This is a genomic window from Oscillatoria sp. CS-180 (assembly GCF_028330965.1).
Lineage (GTDB): Bacteria > Cyanobacteriota > Cyanobacteriia > Phormidesmidales > Phormidesmidaceae > Halomicronema.
In genome coordinates, this window is sequence record NZ_JAQMUB010000097.1 from 59,608 (window position 1) to 86,250 (window position 26,643).

Annotated in this window: 37 protein-coding genes; 26 read left to right on the forward strand and 11 right to left on the reverse strand. The window is 51.2% G+C overall.

What is annotated here, in order from left to right; translation table 11 throughout:
• Positions 1–60 precede the first annotated feature (60 nt).
• Positions 61–1,383 (reverse strand): competence protein CoiA family protein, encoded by a 1,323-nt coding sequence (locus tag PN498_RS26625; protein ID WP_272066496.1) that lies wholly within the window; start codon positions 1,381–1,383, stop codon positions 61–63.
• Positions 1,384–1,397: 14 nt separating this feature from the next.
• Complete coding sequence (gene drmD, locus PN498_RS26630; RefSeq protein ID WP_272066497.1) at positions 1,398–4,667, reverse strand: DISARM system SNF2-like helicase DrmD; 3,270 nt, start codon at positions 4,665–4,667, stop codon at positions 1,398–1,400.
• Positions 4,668–4,986: 319 nt separating this feature from the next.
• Here drmD and PN498_RS26635 point away from each other — a divergent pair, with 319 nt between their 5' ends.
• Entirely contained in the window at positions 4,987–5,436 is a 450-nt protein-coding gene (locus PN498_RS26635; RefSeq protein ID WP_272066498.1) for a hypothetical protein, read from the forward strand.
• Between the two features lie 36 nt (positions 5,437–5,472).
• Here the strand turns inward: PN498_RS26635 and PN498_RS26640 are convergent, their stop codons facing one another.
• Positions 5,473–5,901, reverse strand: a complete 429-nt coding sequence (locus PN498_RS26640; RefSeq protein ID WP_272066499.1) for a hypothetical protein — start codon at positions 5,899–5,901, stop codon at positions 5,473–5,475.
• A 207-nt stretch (positions 5,902–6,108) separates the two neighbouring features.
• Between PN498_RS26640 and PN498_RS26645 the strand changes: the two genes are divergently transcribed.
• Together PN498_RS26645 and PN498_RS26650 are read left to right on the forward strand one after the other, a co-directional pair.
• The gene (locus PN498_RS26645; protein WP_272066500.1) at positions 6,109–6,651 is read left to right on the forward strand and encodes a GNAT family N-acetyltransferase; all 543 of its coding nucleotides are present in this window, start codon (positions 6,109–6,111) and stop codon (positions 6,649–6,651) included.
• A gap of 9 nt (positions 6,652–6,660) precedes the next feature.
• Positions 6,661–7,206: a hypothetical protein gene (locus PN498_RS26650; RefSeq protein ID WP_272066501.1), complete on the forward strand. Its 546-nt coding sequence runs from the start codon at positions 6,661–6,663 to the stop codon at positions 7,204–7,206.
• Between the two features lie 273 nt (positions 7,207–7,479).
• Here the strand turns inward: PN498_RS26650 and PN498_RS26655 are convergent, their stop codons facing one another.
• The 3 genes from PN498_RS26655 to PN498_RS26665 are packed head-to-tail and all read right to left on the reverse strand — an operon-like array spanning position 7,480 to position 11,173.
• Positions 7,480–9,441 carry an AAA family ATPase gene (locus tag PN498_RS26655; RefSeq protein ID WP_272066502.1) on the reverse strand — a complete coding sequence of 654 codons (1,962 nt, stop codon included), beginning with the start codon at positions 9,439–9,441 and terminating at the stop codon, positions 7,480–7,482.
• Positions 9,438–9,986: a hypothetical protein gene (locus PN498_RS26660; protein ID WP_272066503.1), complete on the reverse strand. Its 549-nt coding sequence runs from the start codon at positions 9,984–9,986 to the stop codon at positions 9,438–9,440. The genes PN498_RS26655 and PN498_RS26660 overlap by 4 nt, the downstream gene beginning before the upstream one ends.
• A 2-nt stretch (positions 9,987–9,988) precedes the next feature.
• Positions 9,989–11,173, reverse strand: a complete 1,185-nt coding sequence (locus PN498_RS26665) for a caspase family protein (RefSeq protein ID WP_272066504.1) — start codon at positions 11,171–11,173, stop codon at positions 9,989–9,991.
• Positions 11,174–11,255: 82 nt separating this feature from the next.
• On the opposite strand from PN498_RS26665, the gene PN498_RS26670 reads away from it, so the two are divergent.
• Both PN498_RS26670 and PN498_RS26675 read left to right on the forward strand, forming a co-directional pair.
• Complete coding sequence (locus PN498_RS26670; protein ID WP_272066505.1) at positions 11,256–11,621, forward strand: CU044_2847 family protein; 366 nt, start codon at positions 11,256–11,258, stop codon at positions 11,619–11,621.
• Positions 11,622–11,753: 132 nt separating this feature from the next.
• On the forward strand, positions 11,754–12,179 hold the full coding sequence (locus tag PN498_RS26675) for a hypothetical protein (RefSeq protein WP_272066506.1): 426 nt from the start codon (positions 11,754–11,756) through the stop codon (positions 12,177–12,179).
• Positions 12,180–12,439: 260 nt separating this feature from the next.
• Here PN498_RS26675 and PN498_RS26680 read toward each other — a convergent pair whose 3' ends face one another.
• The 3 genes from PN498_RS26680 to PN498_RS26690 all read right to left on the reverse strand — a co-directional run bounded on the left by PN498_RS26680 (position 12,440) and on the right by PN498_RS26690 (position 14,300).
• Entirely contained in the window at positions 12,440–13,030 is a 591-nt protein-coding gene (locus PN498_RS26680) for a Uma2 family endonuclease (protein ID WP_272066507.1), read from the reverse strand.
• Positions 13,011–13,622 carry a Uma2 family endonuclease gene (locus tag PN498_RS26685; RefSeq protein ID WP_272066508.1) on the reverse strand — a complete coding sequence of 204 codons (612 nt, stop codon included), beginning with the start codon at positions 13,620–13,622 and terminating at the stop codon, positions 13,011–13,013. The genes PN498_RS26680 and PN498_RS26685 overlap by 20 nt, the downstream gene beginning before the upstream one ends.
• Positions 13,623–13,820: 198 nt before the next feature.
• A complete protein-coding gene (locus PN498_RS26690; RefSeq protein WP_272066509.1) occupies positions 13,821–14,300 on the reverse strand; it encodes a hypothetical protein in 480 nt (159 codons plus the stop codon).
• Positions 14,301–14,466: 166 nt separating this feature from the next.
• Between PN498_RS26690 and PN498_RS26695 the strand changes: the two genes are divergently transcribed.
• Positions 14,467–14,766: a hypothetical protein gene (locus PN498_RS26695; RefSeq protein WP_272066510.1), complete on the forward strand. Its 300-nt coding sequence runs from the start codon at positions 14,467–14,469 to the stop codon at positions 14,764–14,766.
• 109 nt (positions 14,767–14,875) lie between these two features.
• On the opposite strand, the gene PN498_RS26700 is transcribed toward PN498_RS26695, so the two are convergent.
• Together PN498_RS26700 and PN498_RS26705 are read right to left on the reverse strand one after the other, a co-directional pair.
• On the reverse strand, positions 14,876–15,211 hold the full coding sequence (locus tag PN498_RS26700) for a hypothetical protein (RefSeq protein WP_272066511.1): 336 nt from the start codon (positions 15,209–15,211) through the stop codon (positions 14,876–14,878).
• A gap of 74 nt (positions 15,212–15,285) precedes the next feature.
• Positions 15,286–15,744, reverse strand: a complete 459-nt coding sequence (locus PN498_RS26705) for a hypothetical protein (protein ID WP_272066512.1) — start codon at positions 15,742–15,744, stop codon at positions 15,286–15,288.
• Between the two features lie 219 nt (positions 15,745–15,963).
• Between PN498_RS26705 and PN498_RS26710 the strand changes: the two genes are divergently transcribed.
• From PN498_RS26710 to PN498_RS26800, 20 genes are all read left to right on the forward strand, one after another.
• Entirely contained in the window at positions 15,964–16,620 is a 657-nt protein-coding gene (locus tag PN498_RS26710) for a hypothetical protein (protein WP_272066513.1), read from the forward strand.
• Between the two features lie 72 nt (positions 16,621–16,692).
• Complete coding sequence (locus PN498_RS26715; protein ID WP_272066514.1) at positions 16,693–16,938, forward strand: hypothetical protein; 246 nt, start codon at positions 16,693–16,695, stop codon at positions 16,936–16,938.
• A 5-nt stretch (positions 16,939–16,943) separates the two neighbouring features.
• The gene (locus PN498_RS28690) at positions 16,944–17,105 is read left to right on the forward strand and encodes a hypothetical protein (protein WP_442951452.1); all 162 of its coding nucleotides are present in this window, start codon (positions 16,944–16,946) and stop codon (positions 17,103–17,105) included.
• Between the two features lie 11 nt (positions 17,106–17,116).
• Positions 17,117–17,356: a hypothetical protein gene (locus PN498_RS26720; protein ID WP_272066515.1), complete on the forward strand. Its 240-nt coding sequence runs from the start codon at positions 17,117–17,119 to the stop codon at positions 17,354–17,356.
• Positions 17,357–17,403: 47 nt separating this feature from the next.
• Positions 17,404–17,598 (forward strand): hypothetical protein, encoded by a 195-nt coding sequence (locus tag PN498_RS26725; protein WP_272066516.1) that lies wholly within the window; start codon positions 17,404–17,406, stop codon positions 17,596–17,598.
• Entirely contained in the window at positions 17,598–17,819 is a 222-nt protein-coding gene (locus tag PN498_RS26730) for a hypothetical protein (protein WP_272066517.1), read from the forward strand. The genes PN498_RS26725 and PN498_RS26730 overlap by 1 nt, the downstream gene beginning before the upstream one ends.
• A 5-nt stretch (positions 17,820–17,824) precedes the next feature.
• Positions 17,825–18,133, forward strand: a complete 309-nt coding sequence (locus PN498_RS26735; protein ID WP_272066518.1) for a hypothetical protein — start codon at positions 17,825–17,827, stop codon at positions 18,131–18,133.
• A gap of 27 nt (positions 18,134–18,160) precedes the next feature.
• Positions 18,161–18,955, forward strand: a complete 795-nt coding sequence (locus tag PN498_RS26740; RefSeq protein WP_272066519.1) for a hypothetical protein — start codon at positions 18,161–18,163, stop codon at positions 18,953–18,955.
• Entirely contained in the window at positions 18,955–20,475 is a 1,521-nt protein-coding gene (locus PN498_RS26745) for a hypothetical protein (RefSeq protein WP_272066520.1), read from the forward strand. The genes PN498_RS26740 and PN498_RS26745 overlap by 1 nt, the downstream gene beginning before the upstream one ends.
• Before the next feature lie 149 nt (positions 20,476–20,624).
• The gene (locus PN498_RS26750; protein ID WP_272066521.1) at positions 20,625–21,008 is read left to right on the forward strand and encodes a hypothetical protein; all 384 of its coding nucleotides are present in this window, start codon (positions 20,625–20,627) and stop codon (positions 21,006–21,008) included.
• A gap of 5 nt (positions 21,009–21,013) precedes the next feature.
• The gene (locus PN498_RS26755; protein ID WP_272066522.1) at positions 21,014–21,148 is read left to right on the forward strand and encodes a hypothetical protein; all 135 of its coding nucleotides are present in this window, start codon (positions 21,014–21,016) and stop codon (positions 21,146–21,148) included.
• Complete coding sequence (locus tag PN498_RS26760) at positions 21,142–22,347, forward strand: M23 family metallopeptidase (protein ID WP_272066523.1); 1,206 nt, start codon at positions 21,142–21,144, stop codon at positions 22,345–22,347. Before PN498_RS26755 ends, PN498_RS26760 begins: the two co-directional genes overlap by 7 nt.
• On the forward strand, positions 22,344–22,484 hold the full coding sequence (locus PN498_RS26765; RefSeq protein ID WP_272066524.1) for a hypothetical protein: 141 nt from the start codon (positions 22,344–22,346) through the stop codon (positions 22,482–22,484). Before PN498_RS26760 ends, PN498_RS26765 begins: the two co-directional genes overlap by 4 nt.
• Before the next feature lie 59 nt (positions 22,485–22,543).
• Positions 22,544–22,879 carry a hypothetical protein gene (locus tag PN498_RS26770; protein WP_272066525.1) on the forward strand — a complete coding sequence of 112 codons (336 nt, stop codon included), beginning with the start codon at positions 22,544–22,546 and terminating at the stop codon, positions 22,877–22,879.
• Positions 22,860–23,252 (forward strand): hypothetical protein, encoded by a 393-nt coding sequence (locus tag PN498_RS26775; RefSeq protein WP_272066526.1) that lies wholly within the window; start codon positions 22,860–22,862, stop codon positions 23,250–23,252. Before PN498_RS26770 ends, PN498_RS26775 begins: the two co-directional genes overlap by 20 nt.
• Positions 23,253–23,319: 67 nt before the next feature.
• Positions 23,320–24,594: a hypothetical protein gene (locus PN498_RS26780; RefSeq protein WP_272066527.1), complete on the forward strand. Its 1,275-nt coding sequence runs from the start codon at positions 23,320–23,322 to the stop codon at positions 24,592–24,594.
• Positions 24,587–24,970, forward strand: a complete 384-nt coding sequence (locus tag PN498_RS26785) for a hypothetical protein (protein WP_272066528.1) — start codon at positions 24,587–24,589, stop codon at positions 24,968–24,970. The genes PN498_RS26780 and PN498_RS26785 overlap by 8 nt, the downstream gene beginning before the upstream one ends.
• Positions 24,967–25,101 carry a hypothetical protein gene (locus tag PN498_RS26790; protein ID WP_272066529.1) on the forward strand — a complete coding sequence of 45 codons (135 nt, stop codon included), beginning with the start codon at positions 24,967–24,969 and terminating at the stop codon, positions 25,099–25,101. Before PN498_RS26785 ends, PN498_RS26790 begins: the two co-directional genes overlap by 4 nt.
• Entirely contained in the window at positions 25,086–25,274 is a 189-nt protein-coding gene (locus PN498_RS26795; protein WP_272066530.1) for a hypothetical protein, read from the forward strand. Before PN498_RS26790 ends, PN498_RS26795 begins: the two co-directional genes overlap by 16 nt.
• A 405-nt stretch (positions 25,275–25,679) precedes the next feature.
• A partial coding sequence (locus PN498_RS26800; protein WP_272066531.1) for a protelomerase family protein occupies positions 25,680–26,643 on the forward strand: 964 nt, incomplete at its 3' end.

Below are 26,643 nucleotides of genomic sequence, written 5' to 3' on the forward strand. Positions count from 1 at the left end.
CCTGAGTCCAGGATCAATCAATAGGAAAATTTGCTTTTACTATGCATTTGAAGCGCATTTTTATGTTTTGATTAAGCGATGTATTTCATGCACTAAGTCATTGATAGAAACTGCAATAGATGGATTTTTTATCAGCTCGACTTTATAAGTATCAGAAAAAATCAAGAAATCATTGAATTCATATATTTTTCTGTCTTCAAAAGATGATTTCAATGAAATAAAGTCTATCTTTGCAAGGTTGAGATAGCTGCTTTTAGCTGTCCGCATCAGCACAATCCTCGCTTCTCTTGTCCGTACACAAGAGCTATTGTTCCTATCTACAATCAGAAGATCGCCTTCAGAGGGTTCTTGACTGAACTTCTCATCTTGATTGTCAACAAGATATCGTCCGAGGGAAATCTTCCAGCCCGGAACAAAATCACACTCTAGATACTTTTTGTAAGATTCATAAAGATCATGTATTCCTGAAACGCTAATTCGATTTCGATGAGGAATTTCGACTCTTTTATATGTAATTCTAGATATCCATCCAGCTTTGATTAGCTTTAAGTGATTGATTTTGCCGATTCTGGTTTCATGGCTTATGCCTGAGCACTTGCCCGACGACAACCAAAGGTTGCCTTTGTCGAGATAAATTGACTGGATAGATGAACCGTTGACTTGTCTAACAAAACTCTTTGAATGCTTTAGAGAATGTAAAATATCGTTGTTAGAGGGAGGATGAATTTGCTCAAAGAGCTTGAGCCAGTTAATTGCTTCTAGAGATCCCAATACATGACAGCAAAGTATATCTTCATCGAACAGAAATCTGCTGTTGTAAGTTCTGTTTAAAATATGATTCGTGATGACCTTGAATAGGTTTCTAGATGAACTTACTGTCAAGTAGTCAAATGCCTCGCCAACAATTTCTCTCTCTAAAATTGTTCGCTTTCTGCCAAAAATGCGTTCATACCTTAAAAACGCCTCTAGATTATCTCTCGCATGTTGAAGTGCTCTAGATTGTAACTCATTCAACTCGGTTTCTTGTGGTTCTACTTTTAGAGGACTGATGTCCAAATCGGGAATAGCTGTCCGAAGAATATATATAAAGTGTTCTTGAAATAAATAGAATCTTTGCTCTCCCCCCTTCTCTTGCCACCACGGTTCCTTAAAGGAAGGTCCACCCCCCTTATTTTGTTGCCTGAGCAAACATTCCTCGTATTTCTGAGGATCAATGCTGGGAAAGTGTGCGAAGTGAGACCTTCTTTGATCTCCAGCTCTATAAAAAACTGGCTCTCCACAGTAGATACATCTAAGTCCCATCTCTCGATAAGAGCGGGAATTTACTCTGGAGTCATCAGCACGAATCTTCTTACCTAGATATATGGATCTGGCCACTTCCATCGTTTTGTGCCCCCTTAGCTAGATACTGGCCACAAATACACAACCCCCACCGGCTCTACCCGCTCCGCCTTGACCTGATAGGTCTGCTGAATCCGTTCCGGCTCTGTCAAAATCTCCTGCTCCAACTGCGCTACCCGGCTTTCCCAGTGGCGGCGATCGCTGTCGATCTGCCGCCGCTCCTCCGGGTTAAACAGATTGAGCTGCTGCGTTTCGTACTGCTGAAACTGTTGGAGAATGCGATTACGCTGTTCCTCCAGCAATTGTGTCATCTCTGCCGCTTCCCGCTCTCCCCGCTTCTCCAGCTTGCGCTTGGCACTTTCGGTAAGCTGCTGCGATCGCCGCTCTAGGTGAGGTAACAACTCCTCCACATCCTGAGCGGTGTACTGCTTCATCTGCGCCAAGCGGTTCGGCGGCACCTCCTGCAAGCGTCGACTGGCCAGGGAATCTTCCAGGATTTTCAGCACATCCCGCTTTTCTCCCTCCGTCAGCGGTCGCAACTTACTGCGGCCACGGGCTTCCGGATCCATCCACTCCGCCGCAATGGTGATAATTTCATCGTGGAGTCGCGCCGCGCGATCGCCATACAGCGACAACCGCCCCAGCACTAGCACCCGAGGAATCGGATCATCGGTACGCACCACACAGGCCCGCGTCAGCTCATCATGGAGGAAGCCCTGGGACAGAAATCGCCCCAAGAGCCGTTGCACCATCCGGTGCTCTAGGTGCAGATGCACCACCTCGCCATCCAGCGACCCCGGATCGCGGAACACAATCGGACGAATTGGGGCTTCTTTACGCCATTCCCAAAGTTTTTGCCCCCGCTGTCGCGGTGCCCGCAGGGTGTCCAGCGTGTTTGCCCAGGTCGGATCGGCTCCCATTCTTTGGTCCAGCGCCGGTACCTTCCAGCGACTACGTTCTTCGTTGTCCACCGCCTCCTCGGCTGACAAGGGCTGCAGTCCCGTTGCCCCCATCAACTCCAGCGACACTGAGAGCGCATCCCGGAAATGGCGATCGCTGAGGCCCAACCAATCCCGCGAGTCCTGCAGAATGGTTTCCAGCTCCACCTGCTGCTGCCGCAGCTTATCCTGGCGTAGCCGAACCGCCTCTAACTCCTCCTTAATCGCGCGACCTCCGACCTGGGAAGTTTCATCGGCAGTATCCGCTTGGTTAATGGAGCCCTTTAATGCTTCCTCCTCAGCTTCCCTGATTCCCGTCTCCAGCAGTTTGTTGACATTTTTTGCAATCACTGGAGAGAGGCTGCCCAATTCCTCATGGATGCGCTGGGTTTTCTGCACCAGCACATCAATCACCCGATCCTCCGGGCGCTGGAGCAGCACGAAATAGTGACAATGCACCATGTGAGATCGTTGCAACTTCCGGTCGATACGTCCGTTGCGCTGTTCCATGCGGCTGGGATTCCACGGCACATCAAAATGGAATAAATCCGCGCAGTAGTTCTGCAGGTTAACGCCCTCCCGCGCTGCATCCGTCGCAATCAGAATCCGCAGGGGATGCTGAGCTGGGTCGGCGTTAAAGGCCGCCTTGATTTCCTCGCGGCGATCGTCCCCCATGCCCCCGTGGAACGTACCGATGCGATCGTGCTCCTGATCCGACCCGGCAATGATGGTCTTAAGCTGCTGCTCCAGATAGCGCTTGGTGTCGGTGTACTCCGTGAAGATCAGCACCCGCCGATTCAGCCATTGAGCGTCAGACTCCCCCAAATCAGGACAGAGATTTTCTTGAATCCAGGTTTCTAGCTTGCGAATGCGGCTGTCAGGCTGATGCTTGGCCTGCTCCGCAATCTGACTCATCGCCGCCAGCAGCTCCAACTCCTCCTGAGCAATACCTGCCCCGGCAGCATAAGTCGCCTTCTCCATCTGGGTATCTTCTTCCGCCATCACCTCGTCTTCATTGAGGTCAGCGCGATCGTCATCGGATCCTGCCGACTCTTGCAGCAGTGACAAGGTGCGGCTCATTACCACCTGTTGTTGCTCCGCCTGTCGCTCAACAGCCTGCCAATGTACCCGCAGCGTCCGCGCGAAAGCTTCGATGGAAGAGAGCAACCGCTTTTGTAGGTTGGTCATTACCAGCATCGCCGCTGTCTGAGTCGAGCGCGGCATCTCCTTGAGCCGCTGCTCCCGGAGCTGGCGATACCGTTGCAGTAGGCGAGACAGTTTCAGCTCTGGCGCATCCTCTGGCAGTCCATCAATCACGACGGGCACTACTTCCCGCTTCGGAAAGTCCGGTTCGTTAATCTCCCGCAAATCCTGCTTCAGCCGCCGCACCATCACCGCATCCAGCAGCTTCTTACTCCGCACCGGCACCCCGCGACAAAATCGCTGCGGGTCCAGGATTTCCAGTAGCGCCGCAAAGCTATTGGAGTGTCCGTTGTGGGGCGTCGCCGATAGGAACAGCCGATGCTCAAACCGGGTGGCTAAGTCCCGCACGACTTTGGTGAGCTGCGAGTCAATGGCATAGCGCGATCCACTAGCGGGAGCGGCGTTGTGGGCCTCATCTAAGATGAACAGCCCCCCAGCAGAGAAGTCCCCCAGCCAGTCCCGCAAGGGAGCCGCATAGGTCTCATCGCGCAGCAGGGAATGGGAAATGATGAAGCGGGTATGGGTCTTCCAGGGATTGATGCCATAGCCCCGCTGCCGCCGCTTAGCCGCCATGAAGTCGCGATCGAAAATCACGAAGGTGAGGCCAAAGCGGCTCTCCATTTCCTCCTGCCACTGGCGCACCACCGACGGCGGACAGGAAATCACAACGCGCTTGATCTTCTGGCGCATCAGCATTTCCCGCAGAATCAGTCCGGCTTCAATGGTTTTGCCCAAGCCCACATCGTCGGCAATGAACAGGTTCACCCGGGGCATCCGCAGGGCCTTTCGCAGGGGTTCTAACTGATAAGTCTTGACCTCAATGCCCGCCCGATAAGGTGCCTGAAAGAGCTTCGGCTGGGTCGAGGTAACGCAGTTCCACCGTAAAGCATGGAGATAGGCCGAAAAGTAGCGTGGGTCGTCAAAGCCTTTACTCGCCACCGACTCCCAGGAATCCGTTTCGAGCACCTGAGCATCAATTTCCCGCTCCCAAAATACCTCCAGCGCCTTGCCCTGGGCATCGTCCTCTAGGCAAGCCAGGCTCACAATATGGTCGCCCTCCGCTTCTTTTGGGGGAGTGACTTCCTCGACCAGATATTGGCGCGATCGCACCTGTACAATTTGCCCAGGTTTCAATCTCAGTGCTTGCTGATGGGTAGCCAAAGCAATGTCTTCAACAGCAGTCATCAATAGAACTCACAGTTAGCACTACTCAAGGCGATCTCCCAGGGCAAGCTGCGCCTCGCTGCTAACCACGACTGGAGCCGCGATCGTATTGACACCCTCAATAGTGCCCTCAACCTCCTCAAAGATTTAGGTGAACTCAGCAAAGCTACAGAAATTGCTCAATTGCTCGTTGAACGGAGTGAACTGAACATTCCGCTTCGCCAGAAAATTGAGCAATGGTTAGAGCAACCCAGTGCTCCCTGGCGAGTCCATCTCGATGACTTTATTCGGCGGCAGCGCCCTTTTTGCCTGACTTATCAGGACGCTGCAGATCGAATTAATGACCTTAACCATTCGCTATGCCAAAATTGAGCGCCATGAAGACCGGCAGTATCTGGATCGCTGGTGCGATGAAACCGAAGGTAACCACGACATAGCACCTTTGCAACACAACTGGTCGCTCTGCATTGACCGCATTCCCAGTGAGGCCACCATTTCTCCTGCTGAAGGCCACTGGCAACCAGAACTGGGCCACATAGAAGTTGAATTTCACCTGCTGAACCAACTCGCATTTGGCTATCGCACCCGTACAGATACTGATTTGGTGAACGAGTGGTTGCCTGACCAGCAAGTGCGCCAGGTGGTCAGGCGCATCCACTCTACGTTCTGGTTCTTTCGGGAAGTGCGCCGCTATGGGGCTAATTGCGCAATTTTGGGGCCAGAGGAGGTCCGCGATCGCTTCGCAAATAACGTCGCACTTCAATATCAGCAATACTTTCCGGCTTCCTAGAGGAAAATGCTGCTTAAATTAGACAGCTTCCAGGCTTCAGATTTTGAAGACTTGCGTTTCATCATCACTCGTGAAGTAGTACCCTTCAACGTGAAAATTTGAACCTAGCTTTGTGGCCAAGACATTGCGATACCTTTCCGCCTGCGCTGTTACATTCTGGCGTTTCTCATTTCGTCGAGTGCGAACTTGTTTGCCGGTACGTTCTAGATCAATCCACTTCACCTCCACTACAGCAAAGCAGCCTTCACCATTGGTGAAAATCAAATCGCCTTTGCCTTGTTCTCCTCGATTTTGCTCAGCCTCCCATTCGTCATCAATGATGAAGGCATAGTCAGGCAAAAGCTCAGGGCTATTCATCACCAATTTACGTTTGAGCGCGTGTTCGTTGTTCCCGTCCCAATCGCGCCCTTCAAAGTAAGCTCGCAGCACGCGATCGCGGTGTTCGATGTCAGCTTTATCAATCACGTTGAGTACTAATCCTCATAATGGATGAGGAGATCTTCAGTCCTTGAGCAAGTATCCTCTAAGCAGAAAGGATGGGATTCCACGACTGAAAACAGGCGGTTTTGCTCAATCATAAGAGTTATTTTTACTGAAAGTTTTTCTTTGTTATCCGCCGCTGTGTCCAGACTAGACCTTGATAGGCTATGAAACGTCAGCATTACGGCCTCTATGTTCCGCCCTGTTTCGCTCCAAAAGTCGCCCAACGAAACCGTAACCGCCACCTTCTGTACCCTCGCGCTGGCACATGTGGAGCAAATTGATATCTTTTGGCGAGCCATTCTCCAAGCCGCTCAGGAACCCGTTATCAGTTGGGATTGGGCCTACAAACTGCGCTTAGCTGTGAACGATAGCTGCTACGAAGCCTACGCCATTGAGTGGGAGGAGCTGGTGCAGGGCGTCATGCTACTGGAAACCCAGTGGCACCGATTGTGGTTGTCAGCGCGATCGCCCCTGGTCTACGTTGAGTACCTGGCTTCGGCCCCGTGGAATCGTCGGCCCATTGAAGATCCCCCCTACCTGGCAGGCGTGGGGCGAACACTCCTTTTGCTGGCCCGTCAGCGCAGCGTAGAACTTGGATACGGGGGGCGCGTCGGCCTGCACTCACTCCCTGGAACTGAAGCCTTTTATCACCTCAACAATATGGCCGACTATGGCCCCGACCCGGATAAAGACGGATTGGTATACTTCGAATACCCGGCATTACAACGTTAGGCAGCTTCCATGAACGACGAGATTTTGGCTCAGCACCTCGAAAAAACGGGCAACTTACTGGATTTGCTCAACGATGACGCCTGGGTGCGAGAAACGGAGGCGATTGAAGCCGAGTGCGGCGGGCAGGTTGAAGCCGGTCTGGGCTTAAAAGGCTACGTTGAACAGTTAGCCACTGTGACCCCAGCCGCTTTTCGTCAGCAGCGCCGTCAGGTGCAGCTGCTATCGATTTTGTTGCCAAAGCTGAAAGCATGGCTGCAATCTTGGAAATTGGGCTTGAGCTTCGAGGCCGTCTACATCGAAGCTCAACGACGACTGTTTGAGCATCTTCAGCAGCCCACCCCCGAACAAGCCACCTGGCTGGAGGCTTTACTGGCAGAAGATGCCCAGCAGATTGCTCCTGAGCAGAAAACTGTGCGATCGCAAGCGATCTCCATGTTGGCGAAAATGTTCACTGAGGATGATTGGCAAGTGCTAGCCCAAACAGCGGCTGAAGAGACCGCGAAAGGTATTTTGCAAGTTCGGCAGCAAGAGGTGGTTCAGGCTGCCGTGATATAGAGAATCCATGTATTTGAGCTTATATCGGCAACAAAGTAATACCCGAAGACTTTAGAACGTGGACATGCGACTTTTTTTGCAGTTGAATTCGAGGAATGGCTTTTATGAGATGCGATGGGTTATTAAAAGTATTGGCGGAACAGTGGTTAAAGTTTCTTGAGCTTAATCAGGCTAGGGACTAAAAATCTACAGGGTGGTACTGGGCTAAGGCGCTTTGCCAACATCAAGAAATACGAGCTTGTATTAGTTTCGACGCAACTGAGTGTATTGGCCTCACTGAGGTTCTTGATAATATGGAATCAAGGGTGGGTAACTAGGGTCATCACGTGTCATGAGTCTTTCAGAAAGATCAAGATCTTGATCATCTGGCTCAATAAACTCTTGATCCATGATCAAAAACTGAGTGTTTGCTAGTGGCCCCTCTGAAAGCTGATATAAATACTTGTAAAAGTTTATAACGATATCTCTGTCTAAACGATTTCCTATGTTCTTCATAGGGCTATCAATAATCAAGAGTGTTGGCAACGGAAGATGAAATTCTTCAGAGACTCTGTGGACAGCTAGGGCATAATCAATGTTCCAAAGAGGTCTAATCCCATCTGAGACGCTGTAGAAATCCTGCTTCTCTTCCGGAGATTCACTTTTGATAATAGAGGGAATCCAAGTCGTTCGATTGATTTCAACCCTATCATTTTGATCAATATATGGAATGTCAGTTTCAATCAAGGCTTCTAGAAAATAACTTTCAATCTTAGAAACTCTTCTGTCTACCTCCGTTAAACTATTTTTTTCTTGTTTTATCTCTTCTATTAATTCGTCTTCTTTATTGGATAGATCTGCTATTTCTCTCTCTAAGTTTGAAATTGCCTCTGGCAATTGGGAGACTTTCTCTAAATTTCGTATTTTTTCTTCTAAGGTTGCTATATGCCGTTCTATTTCGCGAGTTTGGGATAAATAAGCCGAATCATACTGTGTAAGCTCTTCACTTAGCCTTCGATCCAAAATGGCTTTTTCTGATTTGTAGTGAGCTATTAAATCCTCTTGATTTAGTAACGCTTCTCGGTGCTTACTAATAGATCTGTCTAGTTCAGAAATACGTAAGTTTATGTCACTGAGAGTGAGATTATTTCGGGCCTGGATATTGGTAGAAGCTTCTTCATGAAAAGTAGGATAGCGTCCACAAAGCGTACATCTTCCTTCTTCAGGATAGCTAGGGCTATTTACACTAGTTCCGCAGCATGGGCATAGTTCAAATGTCACTTTGGAGAGCACAGGCGAGGCAATATCTACGCGCGTGAGTTTGACTTTAGTTGAAATTAGTTCAGCCTTTAATGATTCTTGATCAGCGATTTTATCCAATAAATCTTGTGAAGATATTTCTTCGTTAGATATTTGTCTCGATAACTCTCTGAGTTGACTTCTAAGCTCATCAGCAAAATGAGTTTCACTTAGATAGCTTTGCCTAGAGGATGTCAGAGATGATTTTGATTCATCTAATTCTTGTTGAAGGCTGTCAACCTCTTCACTAATTAAGTTTGTCGATGAATAACCGAATTGTCGTAGGAATTCCGTTACTTGCTTGGCTGCTTCTAATCGTCCAATTCTTTGTTTTCTAACTTCCTCTATTTCAATCTCCAGCCCGTTTAATTTATCACTATAAAGTCCTACAAAGAAACGCATTACATCGCGGCTCTTAAGCCTTTTAAATGGATGTTCTAAATTAAAAAAGGATGAGTCCAAATCTGTTTGGACAAGATGGCAGTACCAGAAAATATCTCTAAAACTTAGGCGAATAAGTGGAGACCCTTCATCAAATTTACTCCGCTTGACCATAATCGGTTCAGAACCAACTAAGAAAAACAATAAGTCACTCAGGTTATAAACAGAATTCTCAATTATTGGGGTGGATTCCGGGTCAATTGGAGCTAAGACACTTATAACTTCATCCGAAGGTGTTCGCCAGGTTACCTGTACTTGTCTCGATCTTCTTGCAGCTCTTTCAAAATAAACCTCATTATTATTAATACGAGCAGAAAGCATGACAGAAACTAGCTCCTGGTCAAATGCATGACCAGAAACATAGTCTCCGCCAAAGCAGAAGCTTATAAATTTTCCGATCGAAGATTTCCCTACAGAAGTAGGACCATGAAAAAAAGTTATATGATCGCTGAAATCAATAACAATAGGCCTTCTCCGGCACTGTAAAGTTAAGCTTAAGACTTTTATTTCCATCATTCTATAGGCTCTCCATAGCGAAGGGTCGCAATTTCCGGAAAAGTCTCGTATATACGCTCCATGAGTGTTCTAGCTTTCCAGTCAAAATGTTTCTTTAAGATACTTGCTCTTTCTGAAAAGTCGCTAAATATATCACTAGAAGCAAGCTCATTAGCCATCTCTAAACCTGAGCTGGTCAACCCTATTTGAATTGTTTTTCCATCACTGTTAACACGCACTAATCCTTTTGCTACCAGTATATTCAGCAGTCGTCTATATCTAAAATCCCACGGCCCATAGCGAAATCTAACCATGCTTGACTCAATGCTTTTACGCTCATAGTCTTGAATATTGACGTCCGGACGGTCTTTCTTAATCCATTTTTCAATCGCACGATCAAGGTAAACAGGATATCTAAGGAGAAAATCGAGTTTAGCTAACTTGGTAAGACCATCAATAGTTTTTAGATTATTTCTTCCTGAAAATGCCCTAATCAAAATTAACAATCTGCTCAGATGAAGATCGTCATTTTCGTCAAGTTCTAAAAGTGAATAAAAAAGCTCCATTTCTATAAATTTTCTCGGATATCAAAAGTTTTACTCCACCAGACCTTGCATTCCTCAGTCAAAATTCCAGCAAAGCCAAGTAAATGTTCAAATCTACAGCCGAATAGATTCTTTTCATCTATCTGATAAAGTGTTTTGAGCTTATTCCAAACATAGTTAAACATCTCTTCTCCAAACTCTTCATCATCCTTATTGGTTGCATTAAAAGCTTCTATGCACTCGGTTCTTACTAGCATTCTAATGTGTTCATATTGAGCTGTTGCCCTGTCTGATTTATGCTTTTGAAGCCAAGCAATACCAATTGCCTCCGCAGATGCTACACAGTCTTTAGTATGGTCTATATTCTGGCTAAAAATTTCTCCAGCTTGCATCTTTAATTCCATAATCTTTGTACCTTTGGAAACATCGGAGATGTCTGCAGAATTCTGATGTCGTAGCAGCATATGCTTATCTATATCTTGTTCACATGGATAAGTGACAATTCTGAGATGTCCACCTACCGCAAGGCTAATAGGTTCTTGACCCGAGCCCCTTAAGGCTTTTTTGACAAAAGAAAATAATGAATCACAGCTAATTTCCCCACTGCTTTTATCAGCATTATCTTGAGAAAGTCCTTGAAATAAAGCACCAGAGAACACGCTATGCTGTGAACTTTTAGATGCCCAAGCTTGCTCAAATTCTCTACAAGCAGCGAGTAAAAAATAATTTCTTTTTTGTATTGCACTTAGTGCAGATATTATCCAGCTATCCTCTATAGCAGAGCCACCATGGCAGCAGTCAAGAAATATAGCCAGGCTACTCAAACTAGTATCTTGAATAAAATTGTTTAATTCGCTGAGGGAGAGACCTCTTTCTTGAGAAACTATATCCCTATTACTATCAAGCTTTACCAGACAGTCAGAAGCAGCTAGGTGAACTTCTACACCTCCGAGCCCTCTAGATACAGGGAAGCCATGACCTGTGAAATAGAGCAGTGCCTCAGTGCCATCAGCACGCTGCCCAAAAGTCTTGATTTCCTGACATAGTTGCTGGTACGTAACCTTTCCTTTTAATAGTTTTACATCTTGGAAGTCTCCATATTTCGTTAATGTTTCAGCTAGAGTTTCAGCGTCCCCTTCAGTCTTGCTTAACCTTGTAAAAGGGGGCGAGTAGTCAGAGATTCCAATGATGAGTGCATATCTAGGCATTGATGTAAATTGCGAATATTACGTTCCATCGTATAAAGTTTTACACTTGGATGCCAGTACAAATGATTGAGGCTGCCTTTCTATGTCTGATTTAAAGCCATTCATACTCGAAGAAGAAGATGGAACACGCTACTCAATGATTGTCGAGTATTCTGAATATTCCGAGCTATCTCTCCCGGAACCAATAGATGATGATAGAGAATCTTATGGATTGCAAGATGAGATCACGGTTAAGTTAAAAGACGTTCATGATACAATTCGCGGCTATGCCAAGTATGCATTAGGGGCATTTAAGGATTTAGGGGATGCACAAGTTGAAGAAATTTGCTTAAAGTTCAACCTCAAAGTTTCTGGCAAAAGTGGTTTCCCGATTCTTGCTGAAGGTTCCGCTGAAGGCAGCTTCGAAGTGCAGGTCAAATGTAAATTCCCTGACATCTCTCAGAAGTAGGGGTAGAGTTGCACCAAGACCACAACTATCACGCTTAGAGTACGGTGTTAGATTCCATAACAAGGGGTCTCTCACTCCTGCAGTAGCCTCTTAGCAACTCTGATAGTAGGTCTTTTCACTCATCTGGGAAGTGTGATCCTGTCTGCGGCAGGCGAACTGCTTCAGGCCGGTTTACTTGCCCCGACCCTTGCCGTTGGGCTTAAGCGTATCCCCGCAAATCGGGCAAGTCGGTGCTCCTTCGGTTTTGGGCAAAACCTTTGGATCGACGGCGACAGCCACATTCCCATTGCTTTGGTAGGTTTGGATCGCGCCTCAGCCCAAGCCATTGTTGATGGCAGTTTGGGCCGCATTTGGCGATCGCCTTGGCAACAGGCTGGTGCGCTCTACCTGCTCTTTGGAGGCCATCAGCAGCGCCTGATCGAGGCTTCTGGCCCCGGCATACTCATAAGCTTTGAATTCCTCGAAGTCGTAGGGCTGGCTGGGCTCCAACTTGTCAAAACCAAATTCACCCAACGGCGGCAGCTCAATCACCTCCCGCTTGCCCTTGTTCACGAATAGGGCGGGGCGATACTTGCGGGCCTCATCCGTAATGGTTTCGTTCTCCTTGTCGCACCAGTCGTAAACGGCCCGGTAGTTACTGGCTAGACGAGCACTCTTGGTTTGATCGGTGGAAGCCGCCAGATAGTTAATTGTTCAGCGAGAGCAGCGATCGCCTGGATGTTGGCCTCTTGCTGCTCAGAGATCCTTGCGATTGTCTAAGCATTTATTTCTTGCTGGGCTTCAATTCGGTCGAGTCGTTCGTTGTTGTAAGTCATTTTTTAGCTGTCTAACCCCGCCAACCAATCCTGAAACGGCTTCAGGTTAATGTGAATCTCAGGCAATCGCAACAGGCTAATTTGTTCGCCTTGCCAGACCTGCTTGAGGGTATAGTCACGACTTACTGGATGACGGCACACCAATAATTCGCGGCGTTGCAAGTCGGCAACCCAATAGTCCTGAATGTTGCCCGCAGCATATTGGGGAAGCTTGATTTTGCGATCGCGCTCTGGATGTGAGTTGGCGACTTCGACCACCAGGTAGACGTCATCAGGCGTGGGGTGATCTTCGATAAACCGCAGGGGGGCATCTGGGATAATCACCAAATCGGCGGCTGGTTGGTCATTCGGTGATAGCGCAATAGGCGTACCTTTTTCGCAGGTTAGTTCACGCTGCTCCGATAGCGCCTGCTGGAGTAGCTTTATCAGCAATCGAATGGCAGTTTCGTGGACTGGGTCGGGCGTTGGCACTTCGACGATATCCCCGGCAATGAGTTCAGTTGGCTCCGGTAGTAAGCCAGCACGATAAGCCGCAATGTAGCGATCGCGCGTCCAGGTGATGCGTTTAATTGGCTTATCGAGTGCTTGCGTCATTTTCAATCTCTTCTCGGAATGTCCGAACGGCTGCCAGCCAGTCTGTTTCGCCCACTAAGACACAGCGGGATAACAGAGCGATGTCCAACTGCTCCAGTTGAGGAATCTGGCTCTTATCGATTCTGATGTACCCATTTTCACCCAAGCGATGTAGGGTGAAAAGCCCATCTTCCCAGAACCACACTTCAGGTACTCCTAACGCTTGGTAACGCTTCAATTTAGCGATGGAGCCACTGGTGAAAATCACCTCAATCGATAGGTCTGGAATCGGTTTAACGTCTCCAAAACAGAATGAATCATCTGCCTGTGCAGCAGCGACCCCTTCTTGCTCTTGAGTGACTGATCCGGTCGGCGTCACATTGATATTGAAGGGTAAGAAAAAAGCGTCTAGTAGAGAGCTAATGACTCTCTTGAAAATCTCATGGAGCTGCCCTGGCATGAGGACTTCAACCACTCCCTCGTAAAAGAATAGACGCACACCGGGAGAGCCCTCTAAACCCTTCTGAAGATACTTGAACTGCTCCCAGGTGCGATCACAGTAAAAAGTGACCTTGTCTTCTGAAGCTTTGGGTTTTTCGAGTCCCTGAATCATTCAGATCGCCCTCCTGCTGGATGCTGGATCGAGGTTGCCACCTTACCGAAATCTGTGTGCTGAAGTCGCTCAGCCGCCGCTCCATCCTAACGCTGAATTAATCTTCGAATCGCAATCGCGCTGCGTATTCCAAAAGTGTTAGGGAACAAACGACATCTCAGAGGATAAATATATTCCCTAACACTATGGAAACCCAAATTAAGCTGCAGTGGAGTTGGCTGTTGCCTGGATCGGAATGCACCAACACACGAGGACGCGATCATAGAGAGCTTCGGGGCGATCGCTCACAAACTCCTGCATCCGCTCTACCTGCCAGCCTTCCAACGGAGGAGCTTCACAACCAACTTCGGGCAAGCATTCGTTAGGCTCAGGCCAAGCCAAAGCAAAGTCTTCGTTGCTGATGCACAGATACATCAAGCGATGGTCGCCGACTCGCAGCGGATTGGGCTTGGCAATGGTGCCATCAGGCGTCAATACCGCTACATGGAAGCGGTTATTGGTCACGATGGAGGGGGCATAGGTTTCGATGTGAGCAACCTGCCACACCTCGTCGTCCCAGCGGCGAGTATCCCCTGCCTGCAAAGGAATCAGGCCGATTTCGAGGGAATGGCCCTCGTCTTTATAAGACTGTGGTGTCTCTCGTCGGGGACGCAAAAAGATTAGCTGGGTGATGTTCATGAATACAACTCCTTTCTGGATAGGTAGGTCAAAGAGTGAGCCGCCGCTGGCGACTTGAAGGGGAATGAAAATTGGCACGACAACACGAGCCCCACCCCTGTCTGGGTGATGGCAAGGCGAAATATGGTTACTGGCTCTAAATCTTGTCGTCTTACTGAGCGGTCAAATGCCGATCAACAATCGCATTCGTCCTGAAGACGTTCGTTTAAGAAAATTCGGTCTGCGGCTCAAAACTCACCAGGGCCGCGCTGATTGGCTTCCTGTAGACGCTGTATCTCACGACGATCCGACCGCGAGTTGTCGTTTCAAAAGCTCGGTTAACGGCTGCGATCTCGTTTCCCAACTTGCAGAAGTCTTCGATTTTCTGCATCCGTTCCACTGGCAAACCAGCGGCTATCTGCTCGATGCGATCGCCCATGCGGTCAAGATATTAATCTGTCTGCTGCCCCTATGCAGGCAGGTTTGATATGGACCAATCCGTCATTTACAACATCACCATATGTTTCATGGTATGCGTTGCATATGAGAGACACTATGCTGCAAGCGCGCACTACATATGCACCACATCTGCTCTGTTAAACGGTTGCCATATCGGGTTGAGATTCCAAGGCGTCTGCGATCGCTTTGCTCAACTTCTGCATCTCCCTTTCCCGTGTAAAGTCGGCAGCGGCCCTAGCGGCTTCAGCCAATACGACGGCTACCGTCGGCAGTCCCGGTTTGGTTTTAGCAGAGACGGCATAACCCAAGCTGCGGCAAAAGTGATCCCCTAGATTAGTTGCAGCGAGTAATCGCAGCTTATCGGCATCACCGGATTGGTAAGCCTCAAGTGCTTCTTGATGCAATGTCGTGTCAGGTACCCCCAAGGTACTCAATATGGCTGATAGCGCTTTGTTGACAGCGGATTCATTCATGATGTCTCTCCTATCTAAAGTTGCGATGGCTTCTTTCAAGAGATCTTTGGCAATTTGACTTGTGACTGTCTCTGCTACTTAAACTTGCAAGCTTGATCCCTTTCAATTTGGAAGAGATAATTCGACTCCCAATAATTTGAGAAGTGATAATCGACTATACGAGAAACCACCTGTGTGAGTGGACCTGTATCCACAATTCGAGCAACCCGAAGCAAGACATAGTTGTAGTTGCTCAAAGTGATTGTGTTGTACTTTTGCTTGAACTCACTACTTGTAGATATTGGTTCAATAGGATCAAGGGGAGCAGGCCCAAAACCCGGACGACCAGATATGTAGCGGTTCAACTCATCCTCCGACTCATCTCTCAAAATTCGATAGTAGTCGGACTCCTGCATGCCCCGTGCTTCGGCATCTTTGATGGCAGCTTCAATGTAAAAGGCCCTATGTTTTCCAAAAAAAGCATGGATGACTTGCTGAACGAGCGTTCTGTAAGGCCATCCAACATGCTCTGAGGCACTGTTGAAGCGCTCCATGATCTCAGGTCTCATATATATGAAATTGATCCGAAGCGTTTCAGGCATGTCATTCGCGTGTATACATGCGAACAATTTTGTCATAGGCATATGTTTTTTGGAACTAGCACCACAAAAATAGCACACATCTATGAAAAGTGTGCTAGATTCACATTCAAAGAACAGAAATCGCATGCAAAGAACGTATGCAACACATTGGTGTTTTCATAAGTGAGACATATGCAAAACGTACTCAAACCACACACTTTGGCCTCCATTGCTGCGGCTCATGGAGTCAATAAAAGGGCTGTCCAAGAATGGCTGCGTCAGGCAAAGCAAGCCGAAGGTGGAGAAGTTGGCGAAATTATTGGCAAGACCCGTTACTTCAACGACGAGGAGCGCGACATTCTTCTTCGGTATGCAGGCGAACCTCGTAACAGGGCTTCACAAGCAAAAGTTCCTGATCTTTTTGAAGAGGCCGTTTCGGTACCCGTTTCTGTCGAGGTTGGTAACCACAGTACGCCTCTCATTCTTCCTGACCTCAGCCAGCAGTCTTACTCCCTGGAAAATTTCAGGGACAACTCGGTGACTTGCATTGACATTGATGACCCTATGGCTGTTGTCGATCAATTCATCGACCATGTCGATCGATTGATTGAAGGCATGAATGCTGACATTGTCCGCCGCCAACAGAAGCTCAGACAGTCAAAGAAGGCCCACGAAAAGGTTACAGAAAAGGTTGATGACCTGAAGGCCCAAGCTCAGCATTATCGCCGCAAGTCTCGTGAGATGGCCTACCAGCAGAGCGAGCAAGCCACTGAATTGAAAGAGTCGATGGAGCTATTGCAAGACCTGGGAAAGCCCCAAGCCGCCGCCCAAACCGCAAGCGCTTCGTAAGCTTCCCCCTTTTTCTGGGAGCGATCGCCCTTGCGATCGCCCTTCCCTTCCTGCTCTCTACCCCCAAAATCTATGACCACAACGACCCTCAACCCCCAATCCACCGCAACGCTCGACCTTGAGGCCACCCTGAACACACTGGTTGACCAACACGGCCTCGGTGCCGTGGGAAACGCATTAGTCGAGAAGCACGGGCGCACGGCAGCGATCGCGGCGATGCTGTATCCCGACCGGGCTGCTATCTGCTCCACTTCGAGTGACCCATCAGTCCAAGGCATACCTGCCAGCACTATCTCGGCAGCGCCGCCAACCTTCTAGAACGCCTGAAACGACACCAGAGCAATCCAGAACCCAAGCTGCTGAAGGTTGCCAAGGACCGAAGAATCGCATTTACCGTAGTCCGTCTCTGGCTCTGCGATTCAGAACAAGAAGCCCGGCAGCTTGAGCGCCAACTTAAAGGCCGGAAAAACGGACGAAAACTTTAGGAACTCAAACGATGCCCACCAATGCCTCAACCGCTACGACGTTAGCTCCCGCCCTCCAGGACTATCAGCGCTTCTGGATCATGACAGAATCCCTGGTCCCGCGCATCTACGACAGCTCAGAGCTAAACGAAGCGATCGCTGATTTTCAGCAACTTCTGAGGCACGGCCATGTGCCTCATTTTCTGGGCGAGAAAGCCGACAGTCTGCTGCAGGACCTGAGTTTGCCTGAGCCTGCTGTTTTCTCTGCCTAGAGCCGCCCTCGATCTACCGTCAACTTCTCCCAGAAAGGAGACTTCTCATGCCAACAATTTCTGCATCTATCCCTCGTTCCACCGTTAATCAACGTCGCCTAAGAGCGATGGCTAAACGCCTGGTCATCGAACTGGGTTATCTCGAATACTGTCTGGCCGGAGACCTTCAGGACGCTTACCTAGAGACCGCTGCTGCCAGCATCGATACCGCAATTGACTGTCTCAATGAGCACTTGGAGTAATGATGCCGACAACTCAGAACCGCTCACTCACGCTTGACGGGCTGAACGCCCTCTTTGCCGAGGCGGGCATTGCCGTCGAGCGCAATGACCATCTCTCTATCTATGAGGCCAGTTATCGCGGTCTGGAGTATCAAGGCAGAACCTTGCTGGACATCGGACAGCAACTCATCCGAGCGATCGCGGACGAGTCCCCCGTTCGAGGCGAACAACCGGAGCTTTAACCATCATGCGACTCCCCCTTTCCTGGCGCATTAAACGAATCAGCTTCAAGCACTGGCTTGGGCGCAAGTGGATCGACCTCAAGCACCGTGCCCTCGATGGCTGGGACGGCTGGACCTGGTGGGTTCGTTATCTCTACGACGCTTCCCCAACCCTGATTGCCGGACAGGGTATCGCCGCTGCGGTGCTGATCTCGGCTGGCCTGGTGGTGCTGAACTGGCTCGCGCCCGTGATTCACGCCCTCGCCTGGGCTTACTGCCTCACGCTGCTGGCGCTGGCGGCAGTTAAAGCCGTGAATAATCGCCGAGATCGCTGATTCTTCTCTCTCAGGAGCATCCACATCATGTCACAAGAACCCGTTGATTCCCTCTCCCCCATCGCCCTCCAGAAAGCCGCACCGGGGCCAATTGCCCTCGCTTACAAAAAAATCCAGAATGCCCCTCAGCGGTTGGTTTTGGGAGTTCCCATCGCGATCGCTGCCCTGGTGGGAATCGGCCTGATCGTCGCCAGTGGTTTCAGAACCGCTGAGCCAGAATCCGTCGAGTCTAACGTGTCTGACTACAACATGGTCACGTTTGACCCGCTGGCCCTGGCAGGCATCGACGAGAGCACCGACCCCGCAATCGCCGCTGTCAAGATGCGAGACATCCTGCCCGAGTATGACCGCTGGCTCCAGCTCCAGATCTCGAAAGACCTGGATTACCCGATTGCCCGCGAGTCCGAACGGCTGACTGAGTTTGCCAAAAAGGAAGCGGCAGAGGGCAATGTCGAACTCAACGACCCGGCTGCTGATATTGACCTGAAGGGCTGCTTAGCGGTGCTGGCTGACTGGGAATGCGTGATCCTGCGCTACGCCGGGGATGCCGTCGAGATGTACCGGGCTGGGGTGACTGAAGACGACCCGATGCAGATGCTAGAGGGCACGGTGCGCTACCACGCCGCGATGCGAGCCTTGTTTCCCGTTCAATACACCCGCACCAACGGCACCGAAACGCTGCAAGGGCTAACCAATCAGCGCTATGCCGTCTATCTGCTGAAGCAGATGATGCCGTCCGCGCAGTTGGAACTGCAAAAGCTCCAGGCAGCACCAGCGACCCAACCGGGCGATGCCGCCAACCTGGAGGAGGATGCCAACTGATGAAATACTTATCGACTTCACACCAGCGCTGGACGGCCCGCAGCCTGTCCGGTTTGGGGCTGTCGCTGATGGTTGGCGGGGGCGTCATGGCTTATCAGAACCCCCAGTTTCAGCAAGCCGACCAACTCAGGGCCATTCATCGATATGGCTCCTTGCAGCAGGCGGTCATCGTGCCCCAAGACGGCCTGATGGGGCGGGGCTTGGGGCTAGGGCTGTTTGTCGCTGGCCTGACGACATCGGGCTTAGGGCTCTGGCTCAGCGACTCAGAACCCCGTGGCGTCAAACCGGAGTCGGTCGTGCAAGCCGCCTTGCCTGGCGGCAAGACCTTAGCGCTGTTCCCCCCGGAAGATGAAGTGCTGGCTAGCGTCCAGCAAAAAATCCTGACGCTGCTCTCTGCTTGCCCGTGGCTCAAGTCCTGTATGCAAGCCTTCTCAGTCGTCATCATTGGTCCCAGTGGGTCGGGCAAGAGCACCATTGCCAACGCGATCGCCGTCATGCGCCTCCTACTCTGGAGTTGGCCGGTGGCGATTCTTGACCCCCATGGAGACAACAACCTGAGTCAGGGCACCTGGAGCACGGGCAAGCTCTACGGCTCCACCACGTTGACCAAAGTGGCACCGGGGGAGCAAATCGCGATCGCGTGGGAAAAACTCAAGGTAGGCTACGCCCCCTACCAGAGCGACAAGCGGCAGCGCCAAACCATCATCGTGGATGAATTTACTGGTTGGTCTGACCCCTCCGAACCGGATGAGCTGAGAGTGCTGACCGCCCCCATCGCTTCCCACGCGATCCGACAGGCTCGCAAATGTGGCAATGCCATTATCCTGCTGCTGCACGGCGATAAAAAAGGAACTGCCGGGGGGAATCTGGAAACCGGGGCGCTGGCCTCACTGATGAAAACCGCCGCCGTCCTACAGGTCAAAGGTGAGGCTGATGAATTTGGCGAGCTGACCTGGAGCGGGAAAGGCAAATTCAAAGTGCCGGGGGCGGAGCCGACTAAAGAAAACTTTCAGCGGGTCTCGATCCCAGATTCCATTAGCCCCGGTCGATTGCAGCAAGACATCAGCGACCTGCTCGACTATCTGGGCCTCGGTTTGGATGACGACCCGCTGGATGAGGTGATTGTCAAAGGCAGGCTGGCAGAGCTGCGGGATCAGATTGCCCGTCGCTTTGACTCGCCAGAATTTATCGACGCTCTGAACCAGCTTTATGAAGGGCCAACTGCACCGAGTTCTGAGGAAGATGACAACAGTTACCCCGACCCCAAATGGGACGAATTAAGAAGTAATGAAGACGCCGCTAATTTGCTTGCTTATCTAAGACGAAAAGGCTATCGGCAAAGCGACGTTAATTCCCTCAAACAGAACTGGGGACGCAAGAATGATTTCAATTCCCGTGAGGATGTTCGCTCCATTTTGTCTGAACTGGTAGCCGCCGCTATCGCGGAATGGACAGACACAGATAAGCAAGGTTTCAGGGTACTGCCTGATTGGGAGGATTTTCCCGACTGGCTCGAATAATGCTGGGGACTGGGGACCTGGGGACTATTGATTTTATTGGACTCTAGCGATTGGGCTGAGTCCCCGATGGTCCCCAAGTCCCCAGCTAGTCCCCAGCCCTTGGGGACTGATTGGGAACTACTGCAAACTTAACCATACGAGGTGAACTCATGGGTAGACGAAACGACCCATATCAAACGATTCCAATGGAGAATGTGACCTATCAACGGCAATCCTTTGTGGGTGAAATATCAACGGGCTTCTATGGCGTTTGGTGGGCACTGACTCATCCCACTAAAACGATTTTGCGGGGACTAGGCGTGGTCGGTGGCATGGCCGCGAGTTGGTTCCTGATTTCCGGGGCTGCTCATCTTTTGGTCGGCACTCCGGGAAGTGCCGAAGTCCGAACCGGAGATGTCGGTTCTTGGGGCCGTGCCGCTGCTGATGTCGCGCGCCAGCCGACGGAGAATGTCGCTGCCACCATCGTCGGCACCGATGGCCGTCAGATGCCGGTGGTCGTCCACACGCGGGAATGGTCAACCGAGGAGCCGTAACCGCTATGGCACTCAAGCTCTTCGTGATTGCGTTGGCTTGGGTGCTAGCCGTCTCGGATGCGCTGGCACCAGGTCAATTCACCTACAAAGTCTTTTTTCTAGACCAGACACTCGACTTGCAGGAGGTCAAGCCGTGGTAGTTGCGCCCATGGCGTTTCAGGCCGCCAAGCAGAACAGCGGGCTGGTGGGGTGGCTACTGGTGGGCGTGGCGGTCGCGCCCCCCATTGCCTTCATGCTGGTGTCGCCGGTCAATCAGGTCAGTGATGTCTGGCTCCATGAGGGGATGCGCCTCGCTACGCCGGAGATCAGGGCCTTCGGTCGCACTATCGTTCCCAGTTGGACGATTTTTGAGATAGAGCCACTGCTACAGCCACCGGGGGATCACTTCGCCTTTGTGCCGTTGAGGATTGTGACCCCGTACTTTCTCGATGAATCGCCACCGGGCAGCTATGACCTCACCCTGATGGACCCGGCGACTGATTCAGTGCAGGTGGATGTCCCTGCGCCTTGCGGGGGAACGGTAATCGATACCGGCTGGCATGGGGGCTATGGAAACATCGTCGATATCCAATGCCACAACGGCACAGAAATCTTCATTGCCCATTTCGCCCAGGTCTATGTGGCGACGGGGGATGCGGTGAAGTTGGGTCAGCCCATTGCTGAGCAGGGCAGCACGGGCAACAGTACAGGTGAACATCTCCATGTCGAGATCACCCCCAAGGGCGGCGAAAGTACCAACCGCGACCAGACGCTACCCATCATAAGAGAAATTATGGCGCTGTGGGAAACCGGACTCGCCGCCCCAGAACCTGTAGCCCTGACAGAACCTACCCTCAGCGATGAGGTGCTGATGAAGGCGATTGGCAAGGCGGAAGGCACCGTCGATCGCAAGCTAAACCCCGATGCCGACTACCACGGGCACATTGACCCCGGCAATGGGGCCAACAACTTAGGCTTCTTTAGCTATCAGCACGGGGCCAACTCCCCCCAGGAGGCTGACCAAAAGCAGTTGCAACGGCTGCGGAATGCAGAGCGGGAAATCCAGGCGCAGGCGGTGGGCAAGTTTGGGCAACCGCTTTCAGAGGCCGCATTGCTAACGGCCCTCGATCTGTGGAACCAAGCACCGCTGGCGGGTCAGGATTTTGTCCGGTTACTGCCCACGCCAGACCCGACACCGGTGCAAATCATTGAGGCGCGTGCCGAGAGCTTTATTGAACCAACCACGGGGGCGCTGAATGCCCCTGGTCTGGGCAACTCTATGCCTAACGTTAGGGAAGACCAGAAGCGTCGCACCGACGCCAACTTAGAAGCCTTGCATTTGTTGAGGAGAGCGCCATGAGAATCACTGTCCCGGTGGGTGTGGCAATCGTTTTGGATCGCTATCAGATGTTTGTTGCACTGATGGATGACGACACGAGTGAGGTCGTGCTGGCGCTGTTGGTGCTAGCCTCGCTCCTCGCCGATGACGACGATTGAGGCTCCTGTCTTGATCGCTTTCGCTTTGATGCTGCGACCTTTTTATGGAGAGGTGGTCAATGGAAACCTCGACTTTTCACACAGATCTGGAAACACAATGGCTAGAGAGACTGGCGAGAGAATATCAACGCCGAGGCTACTTCGTCATGATCTTGCCGACTGACGATTTCTTGCCTGATCCCTTAAAAGGTCTTGCCGTGGGCATCCTGGCGACTAAAGGTGATGAACTGCTGCTGGCGGATGCAAGAATCCGTGAGCATCTGACGCTGGATGGCGCGGCTGATTTGACGGCCATCTCTGAACGGATTAAGCAGTTGCCCAATGCTTCTTGGGATCTGGTCGTTGTGAGTCCCACCAAGCAGCAGGGAGAGCACAATGAAAGTTCTTCCTGCTAACTGGAAAAAGTGGCTGATCCACTACTGGGCTGGCCGCTACCCGGAACGCCTGGGCCATCTTTGGTCGCCAGAGGGCACCATCACCGTCTACCCGCATTTGTCCTATGCCCTCGACAATGGCAAGTTTGCCGCCACCGTAGGCGTTGCCAACGCCTACGGGTGGCAGTACGCTCCCAATCATCGACCGCTGAAGTGGGCCGTTGAACATGCGGGCGTTCAGTATCCTGCCAAGTTGCTCATCAGTCGGGCCAATATCTGGGTCAATGGAGCGCCTTGGCAGTCCCGCCTGTTTTCTGGCGGTCGGGACTGCCACAAATTCTTGAGCGATCGGGGGTTCTCGATTGCTCCCCTCGACCGACGCCGTTTGGCATGACCACAGGCGATCTCTCTCTTGTGGGGGGCGATCGCTGCTCGCAGCGACAGTAAGGAACGAAATTGCAATGAGTATTTTGCAGATGGTGAAGGTTTGGGAACATGAGTTTCCGCATCCAGAGCAGGCCGTGATGCTGGCCTTGGCCGACCATGCCCATGACGATGGCGAGGGCATTCGTCCCGCCCTTGACCGCATTGCCTGGAAAACCGGATATGCCCGACGCAACGTGCAACTCATCTTGAAACGGCTTAAAGCCTCTGGCGTTGTTGTCGAAACGAAGCCTGCAACTCACAACGAACCCGCCCACCTGAAGTTTGACTGGAGTAAGGCACAGCCCAAGCAAAGCTACGAAGCCTACAAAGCGGGTAAAGAACAGAAACTTGAACAGGGGTGCAAAGATTACACCCCTAACGAAGATGGAGGCACAAACCAGGGGTGCAAAGATTACACCCCCGACGAAGATGGAGATGCAATCCGGGGGTGCAAAGATTACACCCCTGATGGTGCTTTAGGGGTGATCGATGGATCACCCCAGGGGAGCAATGGGGATCACCCCAGGGGTGATCAGGAGATCATCTCAGGGGTGATCGATGGATCACCCAATCCGTCATTTAAACCATCAATAGAACCATCAATAGAACCAAAGACCCCCCAAGCCCCCCAAGGGGGAACCTTGTCTCCTTCGCCTGTTCAAAAAGTTATTCCAATCGGGCAAGCCGGACGAACAGAAGATTGCTTGCCAACGCCGGATTCCCCGAGACCGTTTCACAGCAATCCGACTGGAGAACCTAAAGGTTCGGGAGAGGGCAAAAGTTCCAGGCACGGCGTGTCTCAGCGCAAGAAACGCAAGCCCAAGGGCAAGACTAAGCAGGCAGCAGACGCCTACGAGCGGCGGCTGGAACTGGACCCGGAATTCGAGTCGCGGTGCGATCGCCTGCGAGAGCGCTGGGCACCGTTCATTGTGCAACTGCGGGGGCACTACTGCGACCCGCAAGCATTCAGACGCGGTTATGCGTGGCTGATTAGCGAGTGGGCTGGGGAACACCAGATGTCTCCCGCCGAGGTGGAGGAAGGGCTGATTTACTACGTCGAGAGCAAGTTAGCCCAGGTGCAGGCAGGGCAGCAACCGACATCTCCGCCCGATGGGATTCGGTTCTTCACGGGCAAGGCCGAGGACTCTGACCATCCGACGCCCTATTGCTGGCTGGCGCTGCAACGGAAGCGCGATCGCGCCGGGGTGGGCGAGATACCTGTTCGGCGCAAGAAGTATGGCATCGACAGGCAGGCATTTGTGAAACGGATGCGACAAAAACAAGCACAGCAGGAGGCGCAAAATGCTTGATTTAGAATTCTTCGGAAAATGGATTGATTTGCTGGGCGAGCACTACGGGCGGGGCATTAGCGATGATCTCGCCGAGTGCTACTACGGCGAATTCGAGCATCTGAGTGATGCTCAGTTTGAGCGTGGAGTGCGGCTATGCATGCGGCGTGAGCCTCGGTTTCCGCCCCTTGATCGCATCATCGAACTGGCAAGGACCACGGGTGAGCGTCGGGCGGAGTTGGAAGAATTTCAGCCCGATACTACGGTCTACGACCCCCATACGCCTGAAGCACTGGCCGCACGAGCGGAGATTCGCCAAAAATTAGCGGCTTGTAGAGCCGTGCGATTCTCGTTCCGAGAGGCTTCGCCAACGCCAGAGGCAAGGATGACGGCGTGAAATCAGATCAAGTCGTGCAGCCGGACTTGTTTGCTCCCGAAACCCCTGTTGTGAAGTTCACGACCACTCCTAATCCACAGGCCGAAGTTCGACCGCGCAAGGCAAAGAAAAAGAAGTGGACAAGCGCTTGAAGGATTTGTTGCATCACTTTGAAGGCACAAAAGGCCGCTGGTATCGGTTGCAGCAATTTGGCGCGATTGATGATGCGCTGAAGGAAGCGATCGCTGATGAGATTGGCATTTTGCTGGCTCTACCCGCCCTGGAGGGATTGACATCATTTCTCCCCCCAAGCCCGTGCAGTTAAGCCTGTTCGAGGGCTTCTGAATCTTCGATTTGTTAGGGAATGAGTCAAGGGAATTGGGTGTTATTTTATTCCCTAACACTTGAGGCGAACGGGGTAGGGCTTCTAGTCGTCATCGCCGTTTGATTTTGCATTATCTTTTTTGGATATGGAAGCCGCAATTTCGATAAAAAAGATATAGTAGAGGAGTGTTGCCCCAGAAGTGTCATGCTTAACTTTATTCAGAGAGGGCTTCTTGGCCCTTCAACGACACTTTGACACTTTCAAGGCAGGCGCGATTTAGATGCGATGGATGGCCTTAAAGCTGGAGTTGCGGTCGGTGTCAAAGTCGGAGTCATGTGGCTGATCGGTCTGCTTCTCTTCACATTCCTTTAGTTAGTATTTACTCCCTTCACTCCATTCTCCGTGATGACGACTACCCCTCCCGAGAACTGGCTGGCTGTCGCCGCTGGAAAAGCGTCAACCAAGTGGCTAGAGCAATTTATCCGCCGCTACCTAGCACTGCTGGAGCAAGGGCAAATCACGCCACATGAACTTGCCAGCGAACTGGAAGAGGAGTTCGCCTCACGCATGCTGAATACGCCAGCCAGGCAGAAAAATTATCGCTCTAATGTCGTCCAAGCGTTAAAGGTATTAGAGCCGAATCATCCCGCTATCGAGCTAGTCGCCCTCTCGACCGATGACTATAGAAGGCTGAATGATCAGCAGCGGGGTCGGGTGGCGCGGCGAGAAACGCAATACCTGCATCCCGATGCGGTTAACCATCTGGTCAAAATTGCTGAAAACCTGCTAGAGAGCGATGAGTGGTCTGATGTCGGAGCTGGTTTGGCGGTACTCATCGGTCGCCGCATCAGTGAAATCTTACTCTCAAAGTTCTCGCTTAAGTCGCCGTGGAGCCTGAATTTTAGCCAGATGGCGAAGAAGGCTGACGATGTCGATATCACTATAGAAATTCCTACGCTAGCCCCAGCAAAGAAGGTGTTGACGGCGATCAAAAAGCTGCAATCGGGACAGGCGATCGCTGACCTGAAACAGCAGGGGGCGTCTTCCCGGCAGCTCAAGCAGGCAGTGAATCGTCGCTACAGCCTCGCGATCGCTCAGAAATGCGATGAGTATTACAGCGGTCTGGTGCCTAACCGGAGCGATAAAGATAACCTCTACACCCATATCTTCAGGGCGGTCTACGCGACGATTGCTGCGCACTGGTTCTGTCCCCCGCAGGTTCCAGAGCATCAGTACAAGGCTGAAATCCAGGGGCATTTCACCCTTACCCAGGACGGTGAAAAGCTGCCCAACTATGCGGCGCGATCGAATTATGACGACTACGCGATCGGGGACGGCCAGGGCAACCGGGATGGGCGCTTGGGTCTGA